The 22,144-nt window shown below is 74.3% G+C and carries 16 protein-coding genes and 1 pseudogene; 10 read left to right on the top strand and 7 right to left on the bottom strand.

Annotation, left to right across the window (positions count from 1 at the left end):
* Positions 1-19: 19 nt before the first annotated feature.
* From ACI8AC_RS08275 to ACI8AC_RS08265, 3 genes are read right to left on the bottom strand one after another with little or no spacing between them, the layout of a single operon-like run.
* Positions 20-763, bottom strand: coding sequence for a sugar transferase (locus ACI8AC_RS08275; protein WP_456897000.1), 744 nt, complete (start codon positions 761-763; stop codon positions 20-22).
* Positions 760-1,914 carry a DegT/DnrJ/EryC1/StrS family aminotransferase gene (locus tag ACI8AC_RS08270; RefSeq protein ID WP_456896998.1) on the bottom strand — a complete coding sequence of 385 codons (1,155 nt, stop codon included), beginning with the start codon at positions 1,912-1,914 and terminating at the stop codon, positions 760-762. The genes ACI8AC_RS08275 and ACI8AC_RS08270 overlap by 4 nt, the downstream gene beginning before the upstream one ends.
* On the bottom strand, positions 1,914-3,752 hold the full coding sequence (locus ACI8AC_RS08265) for a polysaccharide biosynthesis protein (RefSeq protein ID WP_456896996.1): 1,839 nt from the start codon (positions 3,750-3,752) through the stop codon (positions 1,914-1,916). The genes ACI8AC_RS08270 and ACI8AC_RS08265 overlap by 1 nt, the downstream gene beginning before the upstream one ends.
* 724 nt (positions 3,753-4,476) lie before the next feature.
* Here ACI8AC_RS08265 and ACI8AC_RS08260 point away from each other — a divergent pair.
* The gene (locus tag ACI8AC_RS08260; RefSeq protein WP_456896994.1) at positions 4,477-5,418 is read left to right on the top strand and encodes an NAD-dependent epimerase/dehydratase family protein; all 942 of its coding nucleotides are present in this window, start codon (positions 4,477-4,479) and stop codon (positions 5,416-5,418) included.
* A gap of 63 nt (positions 5,419-5,481) precedes the next feature.
* On the opposite strand, the gene ACI8AC_RS08255 is transcribed toward ACI8AC_RS08260, so the two are convergent.
* From ACI8AC_RS08255 to ACI8AC_RS08245, 3 genes are all read right to left on the bottom strand, one after another.
* The gene (locus tag ACI8AC_RS08255) at positions 5,482-7,068 is read right to left on the bottom strand and encodes an FAD/NAD(P)-binding protein (RefSeq protein WP_456896992.1); all 1,587 of its coding nucleotides are present in this window, start codon (positions 7,066-7,068) and stop codon (positions 5,482-5,484) included.
* Entirely contained in the window at positions 7,065-7,772 is a 708-nt protein-coding gene (locus tag ACI8AC_RS08250) for an acetyltransferase (protein ID WP_456896990.1), read from the bottom strand. Before ACI8AC_RS08250 ends, ACI8AC_RS08255 begins: the two co-directional genes overlap by 4 nt.
* Before the next feature lie 304 nt (positions 7,773-8,076).
* Positions 8,077-9,558 carry a polysaccharide biosynthesis tyrosine autokinase gene (locus ACI8AC_RS08245; RefSeq protein ID WP_456896988.1) on the bottom strand — a complete coding sequence of 494 codons (1,482 nt, stop codon included), beginning with the start codon at positions 9,556-9,558 and terminating at the stop codon, positions 8,077-8,079.
* 241 nt (positions 9,559-9,799) lie between these two features.
* Between ACI8AC_RS08245 and ACI8AC_RS08240 the strand changes: the two genes are divergently transcribed.
* The 9 genes and pseudogenes from ACI8AC_RS08240 to ACI8AC_RS08200 all read left to right on the top strand — a co-directional run bounded on the left by ACI8AC_RS08240 (position 9,800) and on the right by ACI8AC_RS08200 (position 21,330).
* Positions 9,800-11,404, top strand: coding sequence for a Wzz/FepE/Etk N-terminal domain-containing protein (locus ACI8AC_RS08240; RefSeq protein ID WP_456896986.1), 1,605 nt, complete (start codon positions 9,800-9,802; stop codon positions 11,402-11,404).
* Positions 11,405-11,412: 8 nt separating this feature from the next.
* Entirely contained in the window at positions 11,413-12,780 is a 1,368-nt protein-coding gene (locus tag ACI8AC_RS08235) for an O-antigen polymerase (protein WP_456896984.1), read from the top strand.
* Between the two features lie 97 nt (positions 12,781-12,877).
* Positions 12,878-13,102: pseudogene (locus ACI8AC_RS08230) on the top strand (twin-arginine translocation signal domain-containing protein); the annotation flags it as partial.
* A gap of 99 nt (positions 13,103-13,201) precedes the next feature.
* Positions 13,202-14,026, top strand: a complete 825-nt coding sequence (locus tag ACI8AC_RS08225) for a glycosyl hydrolase family 28-related protein (protein ID WP_456897037.1) — start codon at positions 13,202-13,204, stop codon at positions 14,024-14,026.
* Positions 14,027-14,355: 329 nt separating this feature from the next.
* A complete protein-coding gene (locus ACI8AC_RS08220) occupies positions 14,356-15,720 on the top strand; it encodes a hypothetical protein (protein WP_456896982.1) in 1,365 nt (454 codons plus the stop codon).
* Between the two features lie 182 nt (positions 15,721-15,902).
* A complete protein-coding gene (locus ACI8AC_RS08215) occupies positions 15,903-16,805 on the top strand; it encodes a glycosyltransferase family 2 protein (protein ID WP_456896980.1) in 903 nt (300 codons plus the stop codon).
* Positions 16,806-17,245: 440 nt separating this feature from the next.
* Complete coding sequence (locus ACI8AC_RS08210; protein ID WP_456896978.1) at positions 17,246-17,464, top strand: hypothetical protein; 219 nt, start codon at positions 17,246-17,248, stop codon at positions 17,462-17,464.
* A 360-nt stretch (positions 17,465-17,824) separates the two neighbouring features.
* Positions 17,825-18,955 (top strand): glycoside hydrolase family 16 protein, encoded by a 1,131-nt coding sequence (locus ACI8AC_RS08205; protein ID WP_456896977.1) that lies wholly within the window; start codon positions 17,825-17,827, stop codon positions 18,953-18,955.
* Between the two features lie 353 nt (positions 18,956-19,308).
* Positions 19,309-21,330, top strand: coding sequence for a hypothetical protein (locus ACI8AC_RS08200; RefSeq protein WP_456896975.1), 2,022 nt, complete (start codon positions 19,309-19,311; stop codon positions 21,328-21,330).
* Positions 21,331-21,376: 46 nt separating this feature from the next.
* Here ACI8AC_RS08200 and ACI8AC_RS08195 read toward each other — a convergent pair whose 3' ends face one another.
* The gene (locus ACI8AC_RS08195; protein WP_456896974.1) at positions 21,377-22,090 is read right to left on the bottom strand and encodes a glycoside hydrolase family 16 protein; all 714 of its coding nucleotides are present in this window, start codon (positions 22,088-22,090) and stop codon (positions 21,377-21,379) included.
* Between the last annotated feature and the right edge of the window lie 54 nt (positions 22,091-22,144).

Raw genomic sequence — 22,144 nt, 5'->3', positions numbered from 1 at the left:
GTGCTCGTGCGGCCCGTGCTCATGCGGCATCACCCCGGTCGGCGCCGACCCGGTGCCGACCGTCGTCCGTCCGCCCCGCGCGGGGACCGGTGTCCCGCTCCTCGCCGGCCGCGACCCGTGCCTCCGGGGTCCCGGTGAACAGCTCCATGGTGGCCATCCCGGGCGCCGAGATGCCCTGGCGGCGGAGCACGGTGACCAGCGTGGACAGCAGGATCCGGGCGTCGAGGCGCGGCCCCACGGCGTCGACGTACTCGACGTCGGCGGCGAACTTCTCCTCCCAGCTGAGCGCGTTGCGGCCCCGGACCTGGGCCAGGCCGGTGACGCCCGGCCGCACGTCGTGCCGCCGGAACTGCTCGGGCGTGTACCGGTCCAGGTACTCCATGAGCAGCGGCCGGGGTCCCACCAGGCTCATGTCGCCGCGCAGGACGTTCCAGAGGGTCGGCAGCTCGTCGAGGCTCGTGCTCCGCAACCAGCGGCCCAGCGAGGTGAGCCGGACGGCATCGGTGTCGACCCCGTCCGAGTCGCCCAGGGTGCGCATCGTCCGGAACTTGACCAGCTCGAACGGGACCCCGTCGCGGCCGGGGCGCCGCTGCCGGAACAGGACCGGGGACCCGAGGTCGCGCCGCACGGCCACGGCGACCGCGGCCATCACCGGAGCGGACACCACCAGCCCCGCGCCCGCGACGACCACGTCGACGGCCCGCTTCACGGCCAGGTACGGGCGGCGACCCGTGGTGCGGCGGGTGGGCGGGCGCACGGTCACCGGCGCCGCCCGAGGAAGGAGCGCAGCGCGCGGGTGATCTCATCGACCTGGTCCCGGGTCAGCGCCGACCCGCTGGGCAGCGTCAGCCCGGTGGCGAACAGCGCATCGGAGGCCCCGTTCAGGTAGGCGCGGGCGCCGGCGAAGACGGGCTGGCGGTGCATCGGCTTCCACAGCGGCCGGGACTCGATGTCGTCCGCGTCGAGGGCCGACCTCAGGTCGTCGACCGACCACCCGGCCTCCTGCGGGTCCACCAGGATCGCGGTCAGCCAGCAGTTGTCGGCCTCGTCGCCGGAGCGCTGGAACACCCGGACCCCGGGGACGGTCGCGAAGAGCCGGGCGTACTCCTCCCGCAGCCCACGGCGGCGGGCGATCATCCCCTCCAGCCGTTCCAGCTGCGCCAGACCGAGTGCGGCCAGGACGTTGCTCAGCCGGTAGTTGTAGCCGATCTCCGTGTGCTCGTAGTGCACCGCTGGCTGGCGTGCCTGGGTGCTGAGGTAGCGGGCGCGGGCGGCGATCACGGGATCGTCGGTGAGGAGCATCCCGCCACCGCTGGTGGTCATGATCTTGTTGCCGTTGAAGGACAGCGCGGCCATGACCCCGAACGACCCGGCCGGCCGCGAGGCGTGGTGGGAACCGAGCGACTCGGCCGCGTCGGAGACGACGGGGACGCCGAAGCGCTCGCAGACGGGCTCCAGCCGGGTGTAGTCGGCGCACCGACCCAGCAGGTCCACGGGCACCGCCGCGACCACCCGGGTGCCCTCGGCCCGCATCCCGGTCAGGACCTGCTCCAGGAGCTCCGGGTCGAGCGTCCCCGACTCCGCGTCGCAGTCGACGAAGACCGGCTCGGCGCCGGTGTACGCGACCGCGTTGGCCGTGGCGGCGAACGTCAACGTCGGCACCACGACCGCGGTGCCCGGGCCCGCCCCGGCCTGCAGGAGCGCGAGGTGCAGCGCCGCGGTCCCCGACGACAGGGCCACCGCGTGGCGGCGTCCGCAGCGGGCGGCGACCTCCTCCTCGAAGGCGTCGACCATGGGGCCCAACGGGGCGATCCACCCCGACCGGATCGCCTCGCCGACCAGTTCCTCCTCCCTGCTGCCGACGTCGGGCGAGGACAGGAGGATGCGGCCGCGGGCCTGCGTCCCCGTGGACATCACCGGGAGCTCGCGCGGGCGGCCTGCTGCCGGGCCCCGACCAGCGGTCCGGCTTCGGCCCCCCAGGCCGGGTGGACGCCCGCGGACATCCCCGGACCGTCCAGCTCGGCGAGCGCGGCGGGCGTCAGGCCCGGCACGGGGACGTGGCTGATCATCGGGTGCACGGGACGGGACCCGCGCTCGCCGGCGGCGAACAGGTCCTCGTGCAGCTTCTCCCCGGGGCGCAACCCCGTGAACAGGATGTTGATCGGGCGTCCTTCCATGCTGATCAGCTGGGCCGCGACGTCGGCGATGCGGACGGGCGTGCCCATGTCCAGGACGAGGGCCTCGCCGCCGTTGCCGATGGCCCCGGCCTGGATCACCAGCTGCACCGCCTCCGGGATGGTCATGAAGTACCGGGTGACGTCCGGGTGCGTGACGGTCACCGGCCCGCCCTTCGCGATCTGCGCGGCGAAGGTCTCCAGGACCGAACCGCGGCTGCCGAGCACGTTGCCGAAGCGGACCGACAGGTAGCGCCCGGCCCCCTCCTGCGCGTACGTGGCGGTCAGCTGCTCGGCCGTGCGCTTCGTGCGCCCGAGCACGTTCACCGGGTCGGCGGCCTTGTCCGTCGAGACGTTGATGAAGTGGCTCACCCCGACGGCGGTGGCCGCGGCGAGCACGTTCCTCGTGCCGAGGACGTTGGTCTTCCACCCCTCGGCCGGGTACTGCTCCAGCATGTTGACGTGCTTGAGCGCGGCCGCGTGGAACACGACGTCCGGCCGCCGCTCGAGGAAGAGCTCCCGCAACCGGGAGGCATCGCGGATGTCCGCGAGGATCGCCTGCGGGAGGTCCAGGCGGGCCTCCCCGAACATCGTCAGCTGGAGCGCGTGCAGGGCCGACTCGTCGCGGTCGAGCATCAGCAGTTCGGCGGGGCCGAACCGGGCGATCTGCCGGCACAGCTCGGAGCCGATGGAGCCGCCCGCTCCGGTGACCAGCACCCGCTTGCCGGTGAGGTAGCCCGCGATGGCCTGCACGTTCGTGTCGATCTGACGGCGCCCCAGGAGGTCGGCGACGTCGATGTCCCGCACGTCGCGGATGCCCACCCGTCCGTCGAGCAGGTCGGCGAACCGCGGCAGGACCTTGACGGTGAGCCCCGCCCCGGTCGCCCGCTTGGAGATGTCGCGGACCAGCTCGGAATCGGCCGACGGCAGCGCGATCACCAGCACCTGCGCACCGGTCGCGCCGACGGCCGCCGCGATGCGCTCGCGCCCGCCCAGCATGCGGACACCGCGGATGCGCGCGTGCCGCTTGGTCGGGTCGTCGTCCAGGAGGCCGACCGGCAGGTAGGGGCTGCCCGGGTCGCTGAGCATGGAGCGGATCAGCTGCTCGCCGGCGTCCCCGGCACCGAAGACCAGGGTGGGCTGACCGGTCCGCGGCCGGACGCTCCCCTCGCGCTGGCTCCGGATCACCAGCCGGAAGGCCATCATCATGACGAAGGACAGGACGGCGGCGACGGGCGGCACGCTCAGCGGCAGCAACCGGGGTGCGCCGGCCGCGACGTCGAGCACGGTGACCGTCAGGGCGGTCGCCCCGACCGCCACGGCCAGCGCCTTGAGCTCGTCCGCGCTCCCGACGGCGTAGCGCCCCTGGTGCAGCCGCAGCGCCGCGGACGCCACGGGGAAGACGACGGCGGCCACGGCGACCCCCGCGAGGATCCCCAGGGGATGGGCGTCGTCCAGGGAGCCCGTGTACCTGGCCGCGGTCGCGAGCACGAGGCCGGCGGACAGCGAGAGGAGGTCCACCACCAGCACCAGGCAGCGGACGAGCGTCCACCGCGACACGGGGAGCACGCCGGTCACACCGGCCTCCCGCGGTCGGCACCCGCGCGGGTGACGACGACCGGGCCGGGCCCGGTCCCCGCCCCGGACCGGCCGCGGCCCGGGTGCTCGGTTGCTCCTCCAGCGACTCCGGCGGGGCTCATCGGATCCCCGCCCCGTGTCCTGCGCACGTCGTTCAGTTCGGATCGCCCCACTTCGACAAGTGGGAGCACGGTGGCCCCCGTAACGCACCGGTCGTGCTTTCCACACTGCGGCCACGGACAGTAGTGCTGGGCCCGGACCTGTGGAGACCCCGATGCGCGCGGCCTCGCCGTCCGTCCCCGCCGCTCGCGGCGCGTGAGACGCATTCGTGCTGCTCAGGGCTCGGATATGCCCATCGGCGCTGTGTTGTCACGAAGAGTCACGACGGCCTGTCGTCACCGCTTCGATCTCCGTGAGCACGCAGCGTTGCGTAGGTCACTCGCGGAGACGGCGGGGCCGAGCGCCCGATCCGGGGGAGGGAGCCGGCGCGGTCGCGGAAGCCGCAGGTCAGGTGCCGGGGCGGGGGCCGCGGGGAGCGCGCGCCCCGGCCACCCGGGGGCGGTGACCGGTCCACGCGGTCGGGCCTCCGCAGCCCGCGATGACGGACCGTGACACCTACTGCCGGGTCGGGTGCGCGGCTAGCCTCTGCGCTCGTGACAGGGAACCGCATCGTCCTCGCGCGGTGGGCGGCACGCCCCCGCGGCCTCTCGGTCGGAAGCGCACCATGAGCGTCCTGGTCACAGGGGTCGCGGGTTTCGTGGGCAGCGCCCTGGCCCGCCGCCTGCTGGCCTCCGGGGAGGAGGTCGTCGGGATCGACTCCCTCACCGACTACTACGACCCGGTGCTGAAGAAGGAGAACCTGTCGACCATCCCGTCCGCGGGCTTCTCCTTCGTCAACGCGGACCTGACCACCGCGGATCTCGACGGCCTCCTCGCCGGCGTGTCCGTCGTCTTCCACGAAGCCGGGCAGCCGGGCGTGCGGAAGTCGTGGGGGGAGGACTTCGGGACCTACGCCGAAGCCAACGTCCTCGCCACCCAGCGCCTGCTCGAGGCCTGCCGCCGGGCACCGGACCTGACCCGGCTGGTCTACGCGTCCTCCTCGTCCGTGTACGGCAACGCGCGGGCGTACCCCACGACGGAGGAGGACCTGCCCCGTCCGCACAGCCCGTACGGGGTGACCAAGCTGGCCGCCGAGCACCTCTGCACCCTGTACGCCGACAACTTCGACGTCCCGACGGTCTCCCTGCGGTACTTCACCGTCTACGGCCCGGGTCAGCGGCCGGACATGGCGTTCAACCGGTTCATCCGGGCGGCCCTCGCCGGCGAGCCGATCGAGGTCTACGGGACCGGCGAGCAGGTCCGGGACTTCACCTTCGTCGACGACGTCGTGGCGGCCAACCTCCTGGCCGCCGGCGGCGACGTGCCCCCGGGGTCGGTGTTCAACGTCTCGGGTGGCACGAGCATCAGCGTCAACGAGGTGCTCGACGTCCTGTCCGGCATCGCCGGGCGACCGCTGACGGTGCGCCGGACGGGTGCGGTGGCCGGTGACGTCCGTCGGACCGGCGGCTCGGCGGACAGGATCCACGAGGTGCTCGGGTGGCAGCCCACGGTGGACATCGCCACGGGGCTGCGGGCCCAGTGGCGTTCGCTGGGGGGCGGTGCCTGACCGCTGACCCCGGACCACGGGAGCCCTCCGCGCGAGGCGGGGGGCTCCCGTCGTCCGGTGCGGTCAGGCGGGGGCGCTCGTCAGCGCCCGGCCCAGGTCGCTCCCCAGGGCCGAGCCGAAGGCGCTGATGCGGCCGCAGTGCTCCATGTGCCACACCGGTGCACGGTTGACCAGGTTCCCGGCCAGCAGGGGGCCCATGACGTAGAGGCCCGGGGCGGCGGCCAGGGTCGGGTCCACGGCGATGCCCGCTCCCGACGGTGTGGGCCGGCAGACACCATCCCGGACGAGCTGGGCGAGCAGCGGCTGCCCCCCGGTCACGAGGTCCTGCCCCGGGCCGCCGCAGTTGATGACGGCATCGGCGGGCGTCTCCAGCCGGTCGAGGACCCCGTCGCGTCGGAACCGCACGTGGACGCCGTCCGCATCGAGGTCGACGACGTCCACGAAGGACCCCGCGACGAGCCCGAGCCGCCCCTCCGCGCGCAGCTGCTCGACCACTTCGCAGTACTCCCACCCCGCGCGCCGCTGGTGCCGGCCGAGCTCGACCCCCCAACGTCCGGCGAACTCACGGGCCTGCTCCTCCGGGAGGCGGCGGATGAGCGCGCCGACGCCCTCGGAGATGGGCCGGAGGGTGTCCGTCACCGTCAGGCCGGACGCCCGGCCGTGCGCGATGTCGGCGAGGGCGGCTTCGTAGACCGAGACCGCGTCGACCGCGTCCACCCGCTGGAGGGCCTCGAGGTGCTCGGCCCGGAACGGGGCGGCGACGTGGACGTCGTCGATCCGTTCCGGGAGCTCCCCGCGGGGGGAGAGGACCGTGTACACGGCCTCCCTCATCCGCGGGACGGCGAGGTCGTTGACCTGGTACAGCATGTCCATCGTGCCGGCGTTGCCGCCGATCAGCACGACGTGGGGCGGCCGACCGCCCGGGCGCCGCTCCACCGCCTCGCGGATGCGCTCGACGGCCGTGCCCATCTCGTCGAAGGGGTCGTCGACCAGGGCGGTCCCCGGCCGTCCGGCTGCCCCGAGCCGGGGGAGCACGGGCGGCGAGCCGGTCGCGAGGACCACCCGCCGGGCCCGCAGCGTGCGATCGCGGCAGCCCACGGCGTAGACCTGGTCCGCCGCCTCGATCGAGAGCACCTCGTCCCGGCACACCTCGATGACCGCGACCCCCGCGGCCGCGGCTCGGGAGATCGCCTCGCCGGTGCGCCGCCTCAGGTACTCACCGAAGGTGTACCGGGGCAGGTAGAGGGACTCGAACTCGTCCCGCTCGACGTCCGAGCGGTGCCGGGACCACCACCGGCGGGACAAGGGCCCGCCGTGCGCCACGAACTCGTCGAAGACCCACTCCTTGTTGGCGGAGAGCCACTGCACGAACAGGGCTCGCTCGGGGTCCGGGAGGAAGTCGCGCAGGGGTGTGATGAGCAGCGAGGTCCGTGCGGCGCGCCGGCCGTAGGGCACCCCGGTGAAGGGGTCGGGAGCGCGCTCCACCACGCCGATGCGGACCGGGGCCCGCCGAGGGCCGGCGCGGAGGGTGTCGAGCAGGGACAGCAGGACGTACGAGGTCGAGGCGCCGGCCCCGACGAAGAGCAGGTCGTGGTCGGCCGGTGCCGCGGTCGCCGACGGCTCACGGCCCGGCAGGACCGCGGTGGTCAACGGGTCACCGCCCGGCGCCGTCCCCGGTGGCCGGAGCCCACCAGCGTCCGGTCGGGCAGCGGTTCCCCGCTCCGGTCCGGGAGGACCCGTGCCGGGTTGCCGACCGCCGTGCAGCGGTCGGGTACGTCGCTCACCACCACCGCGCCCGCTCCGATGCGGCACCACCGCCCCACCCTGACCTTCGGGATCAGGACGGCGCCCGCTCCGATGTGCGTCCCCTCGCCCACGCTGACGTGCCCGCAGAGCGTGGCGTGCGGGCTGACGTGCGCGTAGTCCCCGACGACGCAGTCGTGGTCGATGCTGGCCGCGGTGTTGACGAGGACGTGGCGGCCCACCGAGGCGTTCGGCTGGAGCACCGCGCCGTGCAGCACGACCGTGCCCTCGCCGATCCGCGCCGAGGACGCCACGATCGCCGACGGGTGGACGGCCTGCCCGAACCGGGCGTCGAGCATGCCGGCCAGCTCCGCCCGTTCGCCGTTGATGCCCACGGCCAGGACGACGGGGACCTCGATCGGCGGGAACTCGTCGACCCCCACGCGCCGGATCCCCGGCACGACGTCCGTGCTGGCCGGGTGTTGGACCTCCGGGCGGTCGTTGTACTGGCGCCGTACCCGGATCCCCTGTGCGCGGAGCACGTCGATGACGACCTGGGCGTGCCCGCCGGCCCCGTAGACGTCGTACACCGGCCCCTGGCCGAAGGTCATCGTCGCTTCCTCCTGGTCGCTCGGCGGCAGGTCCGGCCGGCGCGCCGTCGCGACCGTCCCCGGCCGGACGTGCCGGGGCAGCCTATGCGGTCGGCGGCCGGTGGATGACCCCCGTGACGTCGGCGTCCGGGCCCGGCAGGCGACACCCCGGCGGGACACGATCGGCAGTGACCCACCGGCATCAGGACCTCACGCAAGGTTGCTGTGCGCACCGTGGACCGGGAGGGCGGGAGTCGACCCGGCGACGCGACGACGGTCGACCCGGGGCGGACCCCAGCTCCGGGCAGCCACCGGCACGGAGGGCTCAGGTGGTGCGCGGGGTGCGGCGGTACCGCGCCACCGAGCCGGCGTGGAGCCCCCGAGGGTCCGGGCTCCCGGTCGTGGGGGACGCCCGGTCGACGGAGGAGCCGTGGGGATCGCCCACCCCGCGGTCGGGGTCGGCCGTGTACCCCCCGCGTCTCCTGTGTGCGGCGCGCTTCCCCGGCACCCGGTTGACCACCACGCCGAGGACCTGCGCCCCGACCGCGGCGAGGGTCGTCGCCGCCTCGGCCAGCTCGTCCCTCGTCGTCCTCCCGTACCTGGTGATCACCAGGCACCCGTCGGACGAGGCGCTCAGGGCGGCTGCGTCGACGACCGGCAGCAGGGCGGGGGCGTCGATGAGGACGTGGTCGTAGTACTCGCGCATGGCGTCGAGCAGGTCCCGCGTCCCCGCCGATGCAAGGGCGGCGCCGGGCGCCTCGGGCATGGAGCCGGCGAGGAGGACGTGGAACCGGTCCTCGAGCACGCGGGTGGCGTCCGACACCTCGGCCCGGCCGGCGAGCACGTCGCTCAGCCCGGGCCCGCCGTCCTCGATCCCCAGGTACCGGGCGAGGCGGGGCCGCCACAGGTTGCCGTCGACGAGCAGGACGCTCCGGCCGGATCGGGCGAGCGAGCCGGCGAGGGCCGCGGCGACCGTCGACTTGCCCTCGCCCGGGACCGCGCTGCTGACGACGACGACCTTCGCGACGGCGGTGCTCCCGTGCTGCAGGCCCAGCCCGACCGTCTGCACGGCGGTCGCCGTCGGCGACGACGGGTCCAGGCGGTCGACCAGCGGGCTCCGGGACAGCTGCCTGTCCTCGGGCAGGCGGAAGACGGGCGATGCGCCCGTCGCGTCCCGGGCGTCGCGCGTGCTCCTGACGTGCGGGTCGAGCCGGTCGCGCAGGAGTGCCAGGCCCAGACCGGCCAGGAAGCCGAGCGCGGTGCCCAGCGCCAGGTTGCGGGGGACGTCGGGACTGACCGGCGCGGGTTCGTACGTCGCGGGCTCGACGGTCCGGACCTCCACCAGGGGCGCCTGCGCGTCGTCGGGGGTCTCGAGCTCGGCCACCGTCTCCGTGAACTGCCGGCCGAGCGACGTGGCGATCGCCTGGGCGCGCGCGGCGGAGGTGTCGGTGACCGTGACGGAGAGGATGTCCGTGTTCGGCAACGGGGTCGCCGTCACCGTGCCGGCGACCTGCTCGGCCGTCAGGGACGGGCTCCCCAGGTCCTCGACGACCTGCTGGGCCAGCTGCGAGGTGGTCAGCAGCTCGGCGTAGGAGTCGATCCGCTCCCGGGTGAAGAGGGAGCCCTGATAGGCCGAGGGTGCATCCGGCGGCCCCGCGACGGAGACGAGCAGCCGCGTGGAGGACTCGTAGGTCGGCTCCGCGGCGGCGCTGAGCGCGCCTGCCACGGCCAGGCCGGCCACGGTCCCGCCGAGCACCGCCCACCACCTGGTACGGATGGCCCTGAGTACGTCGTTCAGCCGTAACACCCCGTTCCGTCGACGGCCCTCCACCTGTGGCGGCCGCAGAGATCTCCGACCAGTTCACAGGGGACAGAGATCCACGGCACAGTAGTACTGGCCGGCCTCCGCTCCACCCGTTCGCGTGACCGGAGGTGCCGCTCGGCAGGCCGCAGTCTCCCCGCCGCGGCAGACCTGCAGGTCCGCGCCCGTGTGCGGGCCTCGACCGGAAGGCGGCCCCGTCGGGGCGCGAGCGGCCTGTCGCTCCCGCATGTCAGGTTCTCGTAGCTCACCGTGGTCGTCAGCGGCCTGGGGAGGCGGTGCCGCACCGCGGGTGCGCCTCTCGTCGGCGCATCGCGCACCGGATGCGGCGGCCCGGACGGGTAGCGTGCGGCTGCCTCCGCCCCGGCCCGCGGGCCGGAGGCTCCAGTGGGCCCGAGGGAGGGCCCGCCCGGCAGGTGGGGACCCCGTGGACCTCGGTGACGTGCTCCAGGATGTCCGGCGTGTGTGGTGGGCACTGCCCGGCGGCATCCTGCTCGGGCTCGCCGTCGCCGCGGCGGTCGTCTCCTCCGCCACCCCCGTGTACGCCTCCTCGGCCCAGTTGTTCGTCTCGATGCGCGGGTGGCCCGACACCGACGCCGCCTACCAGGCGGACCTGTACTCGCAGCGGCGCGCCGCGTCCTACGCCCAGGCGATCGAGAGCGAGCAACTGGCTGCCGAGGTGGCCGAGGAGCTGGGCCTGGACACCCCGGCGTCCGAGCTCGCCGCACGGGTGACAGCGGTCGTCCCGCGCGACACGGCCATCGTCACCGTCACCGTGACCGACTCGTCCGCGCCGCGCGCACGCGACGTCGCCGACGCGCTGTCGCGCGCGTTCACCCGGTGGGTCGCCGAGGTCGAGGCGTCGGCGGAGCAGGACGGGCCGGTGGCCGGGGTCACGACGATCCAGGCGGCAACGCTGGACCCCGCACCGGTGAGCCCGGACACCGCGCGCGACCTGGGGCTGGGGGGAGCGCTCGGGTTCCTGCTCGGCCTGGCCGTCGCGGTGTGGCACGGGCGGGCCGGTCGCGCCGTCGACGACCCCGACGACGTCCTCGGCCGCACGGGCCACCCCGTGGTCGGGGTCATCCCCGACGCGCCGCCGCTGGTGGTGAGCCGGCTGCCCGGTCGGGACGACGAGGCCTCTCCGGCGGCCGAGGCGCTGCGGGTGCTGTGCGCCAACCTGCACCTCCTCGCGGGCGGCCGGGCCCCGGGTGTCATCGTGGTGACCGACGCCGCCCCGGGAGCCGGGGCGTCGCCCCTGGCCTTCCACCTCGGCCGGACCCTGGCGGCCACGGGCGCCCGGGTGACGCTGGTCGACGCCGATACCGACTCCCCGCACCTGACGCGCGCCCTGGGCCTGGAGGACGCCGAGGGGCTCGAGGACCTCCTCTCCGGCGCCGTGACCTCCGTCGAGGCGGTCCGGCGACCCCTGGAGGGCGGGCTGTCCTTCGTGCCCGTCGGAGGGCAGCAGGCGACCGCGGACGGCCGGCCGCGGTCGCCCGACCTGCGCACGGTGCTGGAGGGCCTCCGAGCGCGGCAGGACCACGTCGTCATCGACACGCCCCCCCTCACGGGCTCCGCGGACGCCCGCGTCCTCGTCGCATCGGCCGACGTCGGTCTGGTCACGGCCCGGTTCGGGAGGACCGGCCACGATCGGCTGACCGATGCCGTGGAGGCGCTGTCCCGCGGGGCGGCGACGCCGTGCGGTGTGGTGCTCACCCGGGTCCCGCGAGCGGTCACCACGAGGCTCGCCGGCAGCCACCGCTACGAGGCGGACGCCGATCGCGGAGGGGTCGTCGCTGTCGGCTGGCCCCGCGTCGGCCCCCGGACCTAGGGGGTTCGGTGTCCGACACCTACGCATCCGTCCTGGCGGTGGCCCTGACGACGTGGACGCTGGTCGCGGCGCACGTGGACCGGCGCCTCGTCCTCGCCGTGCTGCCCCACAACCTGGCCTGGGCCGCCGCACTCGCGGTCGTGGGCTCCGGCGTCATGAACTACGACCCCCTGTCCCCCTTCGCCTGGGCTGTCATCACCGGCGCCGTCGTGGCCTACAACATGGGCGTGGTCCTGAGCCGCGGGAGGACCGAGCGCGCGGAGGTCGGCGGCGGGGGAGCGGGCCCGCTGACGTCGCTGCGGGTGTACGTGCTCCTCCTGCTCGGCTTCGCCGCGGGGTTGGGCGTCTACCTGTGGACCATCGGCGCCAACTACGGTCTCGGCGAGCTGATCACCGATCCGTCCTCGATCCGCGCGATCTCGGAGGACGGGCCGGGCTACCTGGAGAGGTTCCCCCTCTACGGCAAGGTGCTGTTCTACCTCGGCCCTCTCTGCTTCGCGCTCACGGTGGTCCCCGACCTCGTCCGTGGGCTGCGGGGCAAGCCCGTGGCCCTGCGTGTCGCCGTCGCGGCCGTCATCCTGCTCGCCCAGGCGGCCACGCTGCAGCGGACCCACATCTTCGTCTCGGTGGTCATGGTCGTCGGGATCGTCCTGCTGCGTGCCGGCTCCGTGACCGGGCGCCGGAGACGTCCCGACCCCAAGCGGCTCGCGGGACTGCTCGCGCTCGGGGTGGTCAGCGTCATCGCGTTCCAGGGGATCGCCCTGGCCCTGGGCAAGACGGGGACCGAGGACCCCTCCGTGACCTACTCGGTCGACCCGGCCCTGCGGGACAGCTCCCTGGCCGGGGTGCTGCACTACGCCGCCTCGGGGATCCCGGCCTTCAGCAAGCTCGTCGAGAGCCGGGACGAGCGCTGGCCCGACCCCAACGACCTGGGCAACGCCTACGGGGACTACAACCCGCAGACCTGGGGCTCCGCCACGTTCTCCGCACCCCTCAAGGTGGTCCCGGGCGTCGAGCGCTGGGAGGAGATCGCCCCCTTCACCGCGGTCCCGACCAAGACGAACGTCTACACCTGGCTCGAGCCCTGGTACCGGGACCTCCGGGCGCCGGGTGCGATCCTGGGCGCCCTCGTGGTCGGCATGCTGGTCGGGAGCGCGGCCCGGCTCGCGGGGCGATCGCCGCGGGCGCTGGTCCTCGGCGGGACCCTGCTCGGGTTCACCGGGCTGGCGACCTTCGTCAACCGGTACACCGCCGTGATGAGCATCGTCCTCTACCTGGTCATCTGGTGGGCGGGGAGGACCCGGCCGGGCGTGGCCACCGCGCAGCCCCCGGCGACGGGCGCCGACCGGACCAGCGCCGGGCCGCGGACGGCGTGACGGCCGGAACGGGTCGGGGCCTCCCGTAGGCTTGCAGGCACTCACGTGTCGAGAGGGCGGTCTCACGGGATGGTCGATTGGGCGGCGGCGGCCGTCGGTGGCGGTGAGAACGGCGGTGGGCGAAGCCTCGGTCCGACCCCGCCGGTCACGAGCGCATCCCCGCACACGACGTCCGGTGAGGCGCTGCGCGGGCTGGGCGGCAGTGTCCGTCGGCGATGACGGGTCGGACCCCCAGCCGACACCGGGAGCGGGCAGGCGCACGCGGCGGCGGTTCCTGCAAGGTCTCACCGCGACTGCGGCTGCCGGGGCCACCGGAGTGGTCGGGTGGAGGGTGGTCGCCGCGGAAGGCGGTGACGGGTCGCCGCCCGCGCCCTCGACCAGCCGGCCGCCGACACCCACGGTGACGCCCCCTCCCTCGGTCATGGCAGATGTCCGGCAGCACGGCGCGGTCGGGGACGGGAGCACGGACGACACCGCCGCCTTCGAGGCCGCGCTGCAGTCCTCCACGCACGTGCACGTGCCCCCCGGTACCTACGTCCTGCGCCGCACCCTCGTGGTCCCTCCCATGGCGCGGCTCGTCGGCGGCGGTAAGTACAACACCCAGCTGCTGCACGCCCATGACGGTGACTTCGCCCGGCTGACGGCGCGTTCCTCGCTGTCCGACCTGTCCATCGAGGGCCAGGGAGGGCAGTTCGGTGGCCGCGGGCTGGTGATCCCCGAGAACGACGGCCAGCAGTCACTCCAGTCCGTGGCGGTCGTCGGGTTCGACGGCTACTGCATCGACTTCGAGACACCGGACGCGGGTTCCCAGTTCCGTGCCGCCCAGCTCGACGTCGCTCGGGTCGATGCGGGGACCGGTACGGATCGCTACGCCGTCCACGTCGCCCCTGATCGGCAGCTGGCCTCCGTGCCCCGGTCGTTCGTCCAGGTGGAGACGCAGGGACAGTGCGCCATCGACTTCGGTGGGTGCAACGACTTCTACGTGGTCGCCTCGACGCTCGGCGACCTGAGGTTCACCACGGAGTCCCGCGGCGTCAACATCAGCGCCAGCCGGCTGCTCAACCAGGAGGAGCTCACCATCGCCGGGCACGGGATCACGATCGTCGGCTGCGACATCGCGGCGCAGATCACCCTGGCGCCCGGAGCGGACCACATCGTGATCGCACCCAACGCCTTCAACAGGCTCCCGGTGATCGACCGGTCCGGGAACGACCGCCACCAGTTGCCGCCCCGGTACCACAGCTGACCCGGATCGCCGGCTGATCGGCATCGCGCGCGACGACCAGCCTCCATCGCGTGTCACGAGCAGGCCGTGGCCCGCGGTGCCTCCGGGCACCGCCCGGCGCTGGTCACCCGTTCGGGTGGCGGCTGTGGCGCCCGCCACGGCCTCCCGCTGCCGGCTACGCGCGCCCGGTCACGGAGCGTAGGAGACGCCACGGCGTGTCCGGATGGGTCCCCCTGATCGGTTGATCACCCCCACCTTCTCCCGGAAGGTCTTCGTGGGGTGAAGGCGGGTCCGATGCCCGTCCACCCACCCACATCGCCGCCCGAGCGGATGTGGGACGGGGGTCGGTCGTGTCGGTCGGCGGAGTGCGCGGGACAGCCGGGGCTGTCGCGCGCCCACGCCTGCCCGAGAGCGCCCGCCGGGTCCTGCTCACCGGCGCCCTGCTCCTCGGCATCTGGGTGCTCGCCGTCGCCCTCGCCGGGCAGGCGCGGGCCCACGAGACGTCCGAGCCCTGGGCCGAGGCGGCCACCGCGGAGCACCGGGAGCACGGGGAGGGCGGCCACCACGATCCCGTCGAGGAGGACCCCCCCGCGCCGGCCGAGCCCTCCGCCGCCGAGGAGCCGGTCCCCGCGAAGGCGGAGGAGCCGCCGGTCGAGCCCGCGGTCGCCGACGAGCCCGAGGCGGACGGGCCGGCAGTCGAGACCCCGGTCGCCGAGGAGCCCGCGGTCGAGGCCCCGGCCGCCGAGGAGCCGGCCGCGGACGAGCCGGTGACCGACGAGCCCGCCACCGGGGAACCCGCCACGGGTGGACCCGCCGCCGAGGAACCCGCCACGGAGGAGCCGGTGGTCGAGGAGCCGGCCGACCCGGCGACCACCCCGGTCACCGGCGACCCGCCCACGAGCCCCACCACGCCCGACCCGGCCACCACCCCGGCGACCCCGGCCACCCCCGGGCCCGGCGCCGCCGCGCCCACGGCCCCGGGAACGCCGAAGCCGACGACGCCGGCCCCCACGACGGCCCCCGCGACGCCGCAGCCGGCGACCCCCGAGCCGACCGTCCCGACGCCGGCCACCCCACCGGCGGCCACTGCCGAGGAGCCGGACACCCCAGCCGAGACCCCTGCCGACGAGGTCGCCGAGGAGGGCGCCCCGGGCCCCGCGGCCGCCGAGGGCACCGCCGCGGAGGCCGGCATCGAGGTGGCCGGCCCCAAGCCGGACACCTGCACGCCGACGCCGCGGGACGCTCCCGCGACCCCCACCGCGACCGCCCCCGACGTCGACGCGGCACCCGGCCCCGCACCCGAGGACGCCCGGCCCCGCGCCGGGTCGGCCCGCTCGTCCACCTCTCCTGACACCGGCTCCGCCGCCGTGGCCCCGGCCCGCGCCACGCCCGCCGCACCGGTGACGCCCGTGATGGCCCCGGCCGACCCGCAGGCGCCCGTCCTGCTCGCCGTCGACGCGGGCCCGCCGGTCGGCCCGCCCGTGCCGCCGCCGGCCCCCCCGCCGCCGCCCGCCGCTCCCGTCGCGCCGTGCACGGCCACCCCGGGTGGCACCGTGCTGACGGGTGCGGGCTCGCACGACCCCTCCGGTCAGCTCGCCGCCGTCCTCGGCAGCGAGGTGACCGCTCCCGAGGCGCCCGCCGCCGGGTCTATCCGGGCCGGCGCTGCCGCCGTTCCCGCGGACCCCGCCGACGAGCCGGGCTGCTCTCCCGACTGACCAGGTAGCCCACCGGCTGAACGCTGCCCGCGCCCGGTGCGTAGGTCCCGTCGTCAGCCGGTCCCCGGCACGCCCAGAGCGCGCGCCGACGCCCTCCGGCGTCCGAACCAGTTCCGCGGGTCTGCCCGCGCACCCAGCTCGCGCGGGTCCACCCGCATCGGAGACAGCACGAAGGCAGAGGAATGACCGACCACTCGTACCGCGACGCCCGGCCGCCCGCCGAGGTCGTCCTCCACCCCAGCGTCTTCCCCGCCGCTGCCCGCGCCGTCCCGCCCCGGGTCAGCGTCGTGATCCCGACCTACAACGAGGCCAAGAACCTCCCGCACGTCTTCGCCGCCATTCCCGCGGACGTGCACGAGGTGATCGTCGTCGACGGGCACAGCGTCGACGGCACCATCGAGGTCGCGCGCTCGCTGCGCCCCGACGTCCGCGTCGTGCTGCAGAACCGGCACGGCAAGGGCAACGCCATGGCCTGCGGCTTCGCCGCGGTCACCGGCGACGTCGTCGTCATGCTCGACGCCGACGGGTCGGCCGACCCGGCGGAGATCGAGCGGTTCGTCGCGGCGCTGGTCGCCGGTGCCGACTTCGCCAAGGGCAGCCGGTTCGCCCCCGGCGGCGGCAGCACCGACATCACGGCCCTGCGCCAGTGGGGCAACCGCTGGCTCAACCGGATCGCCAACGCCCTGTTCGGGACGTCGTACACCGACCTCTGCTACGGGTACAACGCCTTCTGGGTGCACTGCCTCCCGGCGCTCGAGCTCGACCCCGGCACCCGCACCCACGGCGGCAAGCTGTGGGGCGACGGGTTCGAGATCGAGACGATCATCAACACCCGCATGGCCAAGGCCGGGATGCGCATCACCGAGGTCCCGAGCTTCGAGTTCCCCCGCGTGCACGGCATCAGCAACCTGAACACCTGGCGGGACGGCTTCCGGGTGCTGCGCGCGCTCGTCGTCGAGCGGTGCAACGCCAAGGGCCGCCGCGTCCCGGTGACCCCGGTGCAGCTCCCGGTCGCCCGGCAGCCGGGGGACGAGGTGGCCGCACCGGCCGAGGCGGCCGCGGAGCGGGCCGGCCGGACGGCGTGACCTCCTGCTCCGCCCCGGCACGGGGGCGGGGCGGAGCAGGGGTCGCGCCTGCCACCACCTGCGCAGGCGCAGGTGGTGGCAGGATGGGGGCATGGTGGCGTCGTCCGGCCCGAGCCGGCGTCCGGCGCACCTCCGGGTCGTGGGGGAGCTGCCCCCGACCCAGGGCGAGACGACGCCACCGTGCCGCCGGTGCGGGCACTGCCGCACGGCGCACCAGCACCACCGCGCGGGTGCTGACTGCGCGTTCTGCACCTGCGAGCGCTATCGCCGGGTTCCCGCCCGGGCCCTCCTGGCGGCGCGGGCGCTGACCACCGTGACGGGTGGGACGGCTGCGGCACCTCACTCTTACGGACGCTGAGTAACTGGTCGGGTGCATAGCGAAGCCGTACGCTGAGCTGTCGCCAGGCCCACCCGGGCAGGCCCGCAGCCCAGGAGGTCCCATGGAGCCCGCCCGCCGAGCCGTGATCACGGGCAACACCGCGCTCGCGCAGCCGGCGCCCGCCCCGGCGCTCGTCCCGCAGGCCCGCGGGGCCGCCTGCAGCGACTGCGGCCACGGCCGGCAGGCCCACCAGCACTACCGCCGGGGGACCGACTGCGCCCACTGCGCGTGCGGCCGGTACCGGCGCTCGCTGCTCGCGCGGCTCCTCGGGAGCCGCTGACCTGCCCGACCACACGTCCGTCCCCGACGCCCGCCCGGCCCCAGGCCCGGCGGGCGTCGACGTTCCGTCACGGTGTCATCACCGGACGCGTGCGGTCTTCCGGGGCCGCGGGCCACGCGTGGGACGGGCGGGGCGGGTGGTGCAGCGGTGACCAGCGAGTTGCGCGGGGAGCGCGCGACACGTGGGACGGCGGCCGGCCGCCCGTCGTCCACGCCCGGATCCTCCCTCGTCCCGGCCCTGACCTGCACGTATCGACCCGGTCCCGGCGCAGGACCAGCTCTGCACGAATGTCAAGCGTGGAATTCGGCAACTCCCTGCATGGCGTAGTCGACCCTTCACGCACAGCTACAGTCCCCGGTCATGCAGCACGGGACGCGCAGGTACCGCCATGGACGGCGGACGTTCGTGGGGACGTCGATCCTCGCCCTGGTCATCGCCGGGGGTGGCGTGGTCGGCGGGCTGACCGCCGAGCCCGCCGCCGAGACCGCCGAGGAGACGGCGCTGGCCCAGGCCGGCTGGGCCCGGCAGTGGACCTCCGGCCGCTGGGACCGGGACGGGTTGCGCTCCGAGCGGCAGGTCCGCTCGGATGTGAGCGGCTGGCGCTCGTCCAGCCGGGAGGGTGACGCCGCCGAACCACCGTCGCCGACAGCGGGGGAGCAGCCCGTGCACGAGTCCACGACCGCCCGGTCAGCGGGTGCCGCCGCGCGGTCCACGTCCCCCGACCAAGCAGCCCCAGCGACTGCCGAGGCCGCCGCCCCCACTCCGTCGGCGACCGGGGGTAGCACCACACCCGGTGCGAGCGCGGCCGGGTTTGCCTCCGTCGAGGAGTTCGCCACCCCTGTGCCCGCCGGGACCTGGCCGTCGAACGGGCAAGGCCCTTCCGCGTACCCGGACTACATGTCCTACCCGGACGGGACCTCGGAAAAGTACTACCCCTCGGAGGTGCTCTCCGTCCACGACGGGGTGCTGGACTGGCACGTGCACGACGGCAAGGCCGCTGCGGTGCTCCCGTTCGGCTACGAGGGCTTCACGTACGGGACGTACACGGTGCGCATGCGGACCGACAACTTTCCCGGCTACCACATCGCCTTCCTCCTGTGGCCCAACACCGACCAGTGGACGCACGAGTTGGACGGGCCGGAGGGCGAGACCGGCTCGAGCCACCCCTACCCGGCGGTGCTGCAGTCGACCGACCCCGTCCGGTTCGCACCAGCGCAGACCACACCGGTGCCGCACAGCTGGAACGACCCCGGCTTCCACAACTACACCTGGCAGTGGGGTCCGGACTTCGTCGCCTTCTACCAGGACGGCACCCTCGTGACGCGAGTGACCGGCAACGTGCCGCAGCAGGGCATGCACCCGGTGCTCCAGGTGGAGTTCTCGAACACCCTCTCCGAGGGGCAGAAGCCGGACCGCTCCGTGTCCGGGCACGTGCTGGTCAACCAAATCATTTACGACCCCCCTGACACAAACCCAGACCCCATCGATTGACCACACCGTCCCCCGGCCCCCCCCGGACCCGGCGGGGCCCGCGTCGCGCGGCGGCTCCAGGTGCAGCGCCGTGTGGTGGATCGCTCACCCGGTCGAGCGTGGGCGAGCGCTCGGCCCCGGAATGTGGCAGCGTGGTGAGGGACGATGGGGGCATGAGCCACCCGTCGCATCAGCCCGGTGATCCGCCCAGCCGTGGGGCGGAGACGTCCGGTGCCGCGTCCGACGAGGCAGGCCGGACCGGGTCGACCCTCATGCTCGACCGCGGTGACGGCGGCAGGGTTCGTGGCCGCACCCGTGCCGACCGGTCACCGCTCGCACCGGTCGATGAGGCCCTGGCATGGACCGCCCTCGGTGTGTCGGCCCTCGCCCTCGTCGTGCTGGCCGGGCTGCCGGTGCCGGCCGGGGTCAGCGGCCTGGTGTTCGTCGCATTCTGGCTGGCCGGTCCCGGCGCGGCGATAGCGGTCCACCTGCGGCTCCGGGCCTCGACCAAGGTGAGCCAGGCGCCCGTGCTCGGGCTCGCCCTCCTGATCGGCCTGTCCCTCGTCGGGGCCTGGTCCGAGGCCTGGGCCCCCTGGCTCAGTGCCGTCCTCGTGGCCGTCGCCACGGTTGCGCTGGCCGCCGTGCCGCTCCTCCGGCACCCATCCCGGGGGTGGTCGAGGGCGTACGGGAGCGGTGTCAGGACGTCGTCGCTCATCGGCGCCGTGGTCCTGGTCGCCAGCCTGATCCTCTGGCTGCTGTCCCTGCCCGGCATCCGGACCGCCGAACCGTCCGTCTTCGGCCTGCTCGCGACGGCACCGCCGCAGTTCCTGGTCTCCCTCGTCGGCGTGCTCGCCGTCGGCCTCGCCGCGCTGCGCTGGAATCGCCCCGTGCTCGCCGGCGGCGCGGTCGCCGCTCTGATCGTCGTGCTCCGCACCACCGCCTCGGCCGGGGTGGAGGCGCCCGGACCTACCTGGGCCTACAAGCACATCGGCGTGGTCGACCAGTTGCTCACCGACCACCACGTCCTCCCGGGTCCGGACATCTACATGAACTGGCCGGGCATGTTCTCGGCCGCTGCCTACTTCAGCGACATGTCCGGGGTAGGGGTGCTGGCCCTCGCCCAGTGGATCACGCCGTTGATCCACCTCGTGCTCGCTCTGCAGGTCGTCGCCCTGGCGCGGGTGTTCGGCGCCGGCCACACCGGCGCAGCCGGCGCCGCGCTGCTCGTGGTGCTTCTCAACTGGGTCGGGCAGGACTACTTCGCCCCCCAGGCGATCGCGCTGTGCCTGGCAGCTGGGGTGCTCGTCACGCTCGCGCAGTCCCGGACCAGCCCGACCGCTGCCCTGCTGGCGATCCTCGTGTTCGGGGCGCTCGTGCCCACGCACCAGCTCACGCCGTTCTGGGTGCTCGGCCTCGCGATCGTGGTGGCCGTGTTCCGCCGTGCGCCGTTCTGGCTCCCGCTCATCATGCTCGCTGTCCTGGTGGCCTACGTCCTCCCGCGGCTGGAGGTCGTGGAGGCCTACGGGCTCTTCAGCGGCTTCGACCCGGTGGGCAACGCTACGAACAACGTCCCAGGCGTTTCCGCGCTCGGCAGCGATGTGGGCAGCCTGGTCGCCCGGGCGACCGTCGTCGTGATGTGGCTGTCCACCCTCGCCGTCCTCGCCGTCCGACTGCACCGGGGCGGCTGGCGCCGCGCCTGGCGCAACACCGACGTGCTTGTCCCGGCGGCCTTCGCCTTCTCACCGATCGCGCTGCTGGGAGGCCAGAACTACGGCGGCGAGGCGATCAACCGGGTCATCCTCTACTCGTGCCTCGGGTGCGCCGTGGTCCTCGGCCCGGCGCTGGTATCCCTCCTCCAGCGGCGCGTCCTGCCCTACGCGGCCGCGGTGCTGTGGACGGCGGTGATCGCCGGGCTCGCTGCGCAGGCCTCGTTCAACCAGTGGTTCATGAACGTCGTGCGCTCCGAGGACATCTCCGCAGCGCGCTTCCTCGCGGAGGAGCACCCGGACGCCAACGTCATCCCGGTGGTGTTCACCTGGCCGGGACGGGCATGGCTGGACTACGAGCGCTACTTCCTCGCTGAGCCAGACAAGGACGGCACCCTCGACGGCATCGTCTCCGACGCGGTGCTGGCGGAGGGGACGATACAGCCCAACGGCTTCGACATCAGCGTCGACCAGTTGGAGGACCTCGTGTGGACCCGGCCCGAGGACCCCGCCTACGTGGTTTTCAGCGCCAGCATGCGAGCGCGCGACGCCTACTACTCGACGTACGAGGAGGGGACCTACGAGGATCTCCTGGACGGGCTGTCCACGGATCCCGACTGGCGGCTCGTCCGGCAGTCGGGTGACCTGTACGTCTTCCAGTTCGTCGCGCCCGGATTCCCCGTGCAGTGACAACCCCCGGCCCCGGTCCGACGCAGCGCTGGACCGGGGCCGGTGGTCAGGCCATCTCGTAGACGGTCACCCAGTCGATCTCGACGTGCCCCTCCTCGTCGGCGGGCGGCGGCCCGTGGTCGGTCTCCGTCTGCAGCACCCAGTGCATCGGGGTGGAGGGGCTGCTCGTCGAGCGCCCCACCTGTTCGCCGTCCAGGAAGAACGTGACGGCCTCCGGCGTCCACTCGATGGTGGCGACGTGCCACTCGTCGAACGTGGCCAACCCCTCGGTCTTCAGGTCGAAGACGCCTGGCGACCCGACCTCCAGGTTCGCGGCGTACATCTCCGCCGACAGCGGGCCCTCCGGGAAGTCGATCTCCCCCTCGGCCCAGTCGTTCGAGTCCGGCCAGAGCAGCCAGGCGGTCTTGTAGCCGTGCACCGGGTCGGCGCGGAAGCGGACCTCGAACCGGCCGTAGAGCTGACCACCCCACCGACCGTGCACGAGCGGGATGGGAGCGGCGACCAGCGGCACGCCGTCCTCGGTACGCAGGTGCAGGTCCAGCACCCCGTCGGTCACGGCCGCTACGTCCGAGGTGGCATAGGTACCGGCCCCCGACGTGTCGGCGAAGCCGTCATAGCCGGTCCACCGGCCCTCGTAGGCGGGGCCCGGGAAGGTGCCGCGGGGAGTCTCCTGCAGGAAGTCCTCGACGAACACCTGCCGCCAGCCGGGCAGGTCCCCCACCGGCATTTCGACGTCCTCGGGGTGTAGGGCAGCGACCACCGATGGCGCCGGCTCCTCCGATGGCCACAACGTCGCGGTCACCACGACGGCTGC

The sequence above is a fragment of the Geodermatophilus sp. SYSU D00758 genome, assembly GCF_054049955.1.
The sequence above is the reverse complement of the archived record's forward strand: the minus strand, read 5'-3'. Positions and strand labels throughout refer to the sequence as shown.

Bases quoted from the DNA above. Each gene is read 5' to 3' on its own strand.
- ACI8AC_RS08270 (WP_456896998.1), bottom strand. From the start codon at position 1,914: ATGTCCACGGGGACGCAGGCCCGCGGCCGCATCCTCCTGTCCTCGCCC.
- ACI8AC_RS08260 (WP_456896994.1), top strand. From the start codon at position 4,477: ATGAGCGTCCTGGTCACAGGGGTCGCGGGTTTCGTGGGCAGCGCCCTG.
- ACI8AC_RS08250 (WP_456896990.1), bottom strand. From the start codon at position 7,772: ATGACCTTCGGCCAGGGGCCGGTGTACGACGTCTACGGGGCCGGCGGG.
- ACI8AC_RS08240 (WP_456896986.1), top strand. From the start codon at position 9,800: ATGTCAGGTTCTCGTAGCTCACCGTGGTCGTCAGCGGCCTGGGGAGGC.
- ACI8AC_RS08225 (WP_456897037.1), top strand. From the start codon at position 13,202: ATGGCAGATGTCCGGCAGCACGGCGCGGTCGGGGACGGGAGCACGGAC.
- ACI8AC_RS08215 (WP_456896980.1), top strand. From the start codon at position 15,903: ATGACCGACCACTCGTACCGCGACGCCCGGCCGCCCGCCGAGGTCGTC.
- ACI8AC_RS08210 (WP_456896978.1), top strand. From the start codon at position 17,246: ATGGAGCCCGCCCGCCGAGCCGTGATCACGGGCAACACCGCGCTCGCG.
- ACI8AC_RS08205 (WP_456896977.1), top strand. From the start codon at position 17,825: ATGCAGCACGGGACGCGCAGGTACCGCCATGGACGGCGGACGTTCGTG.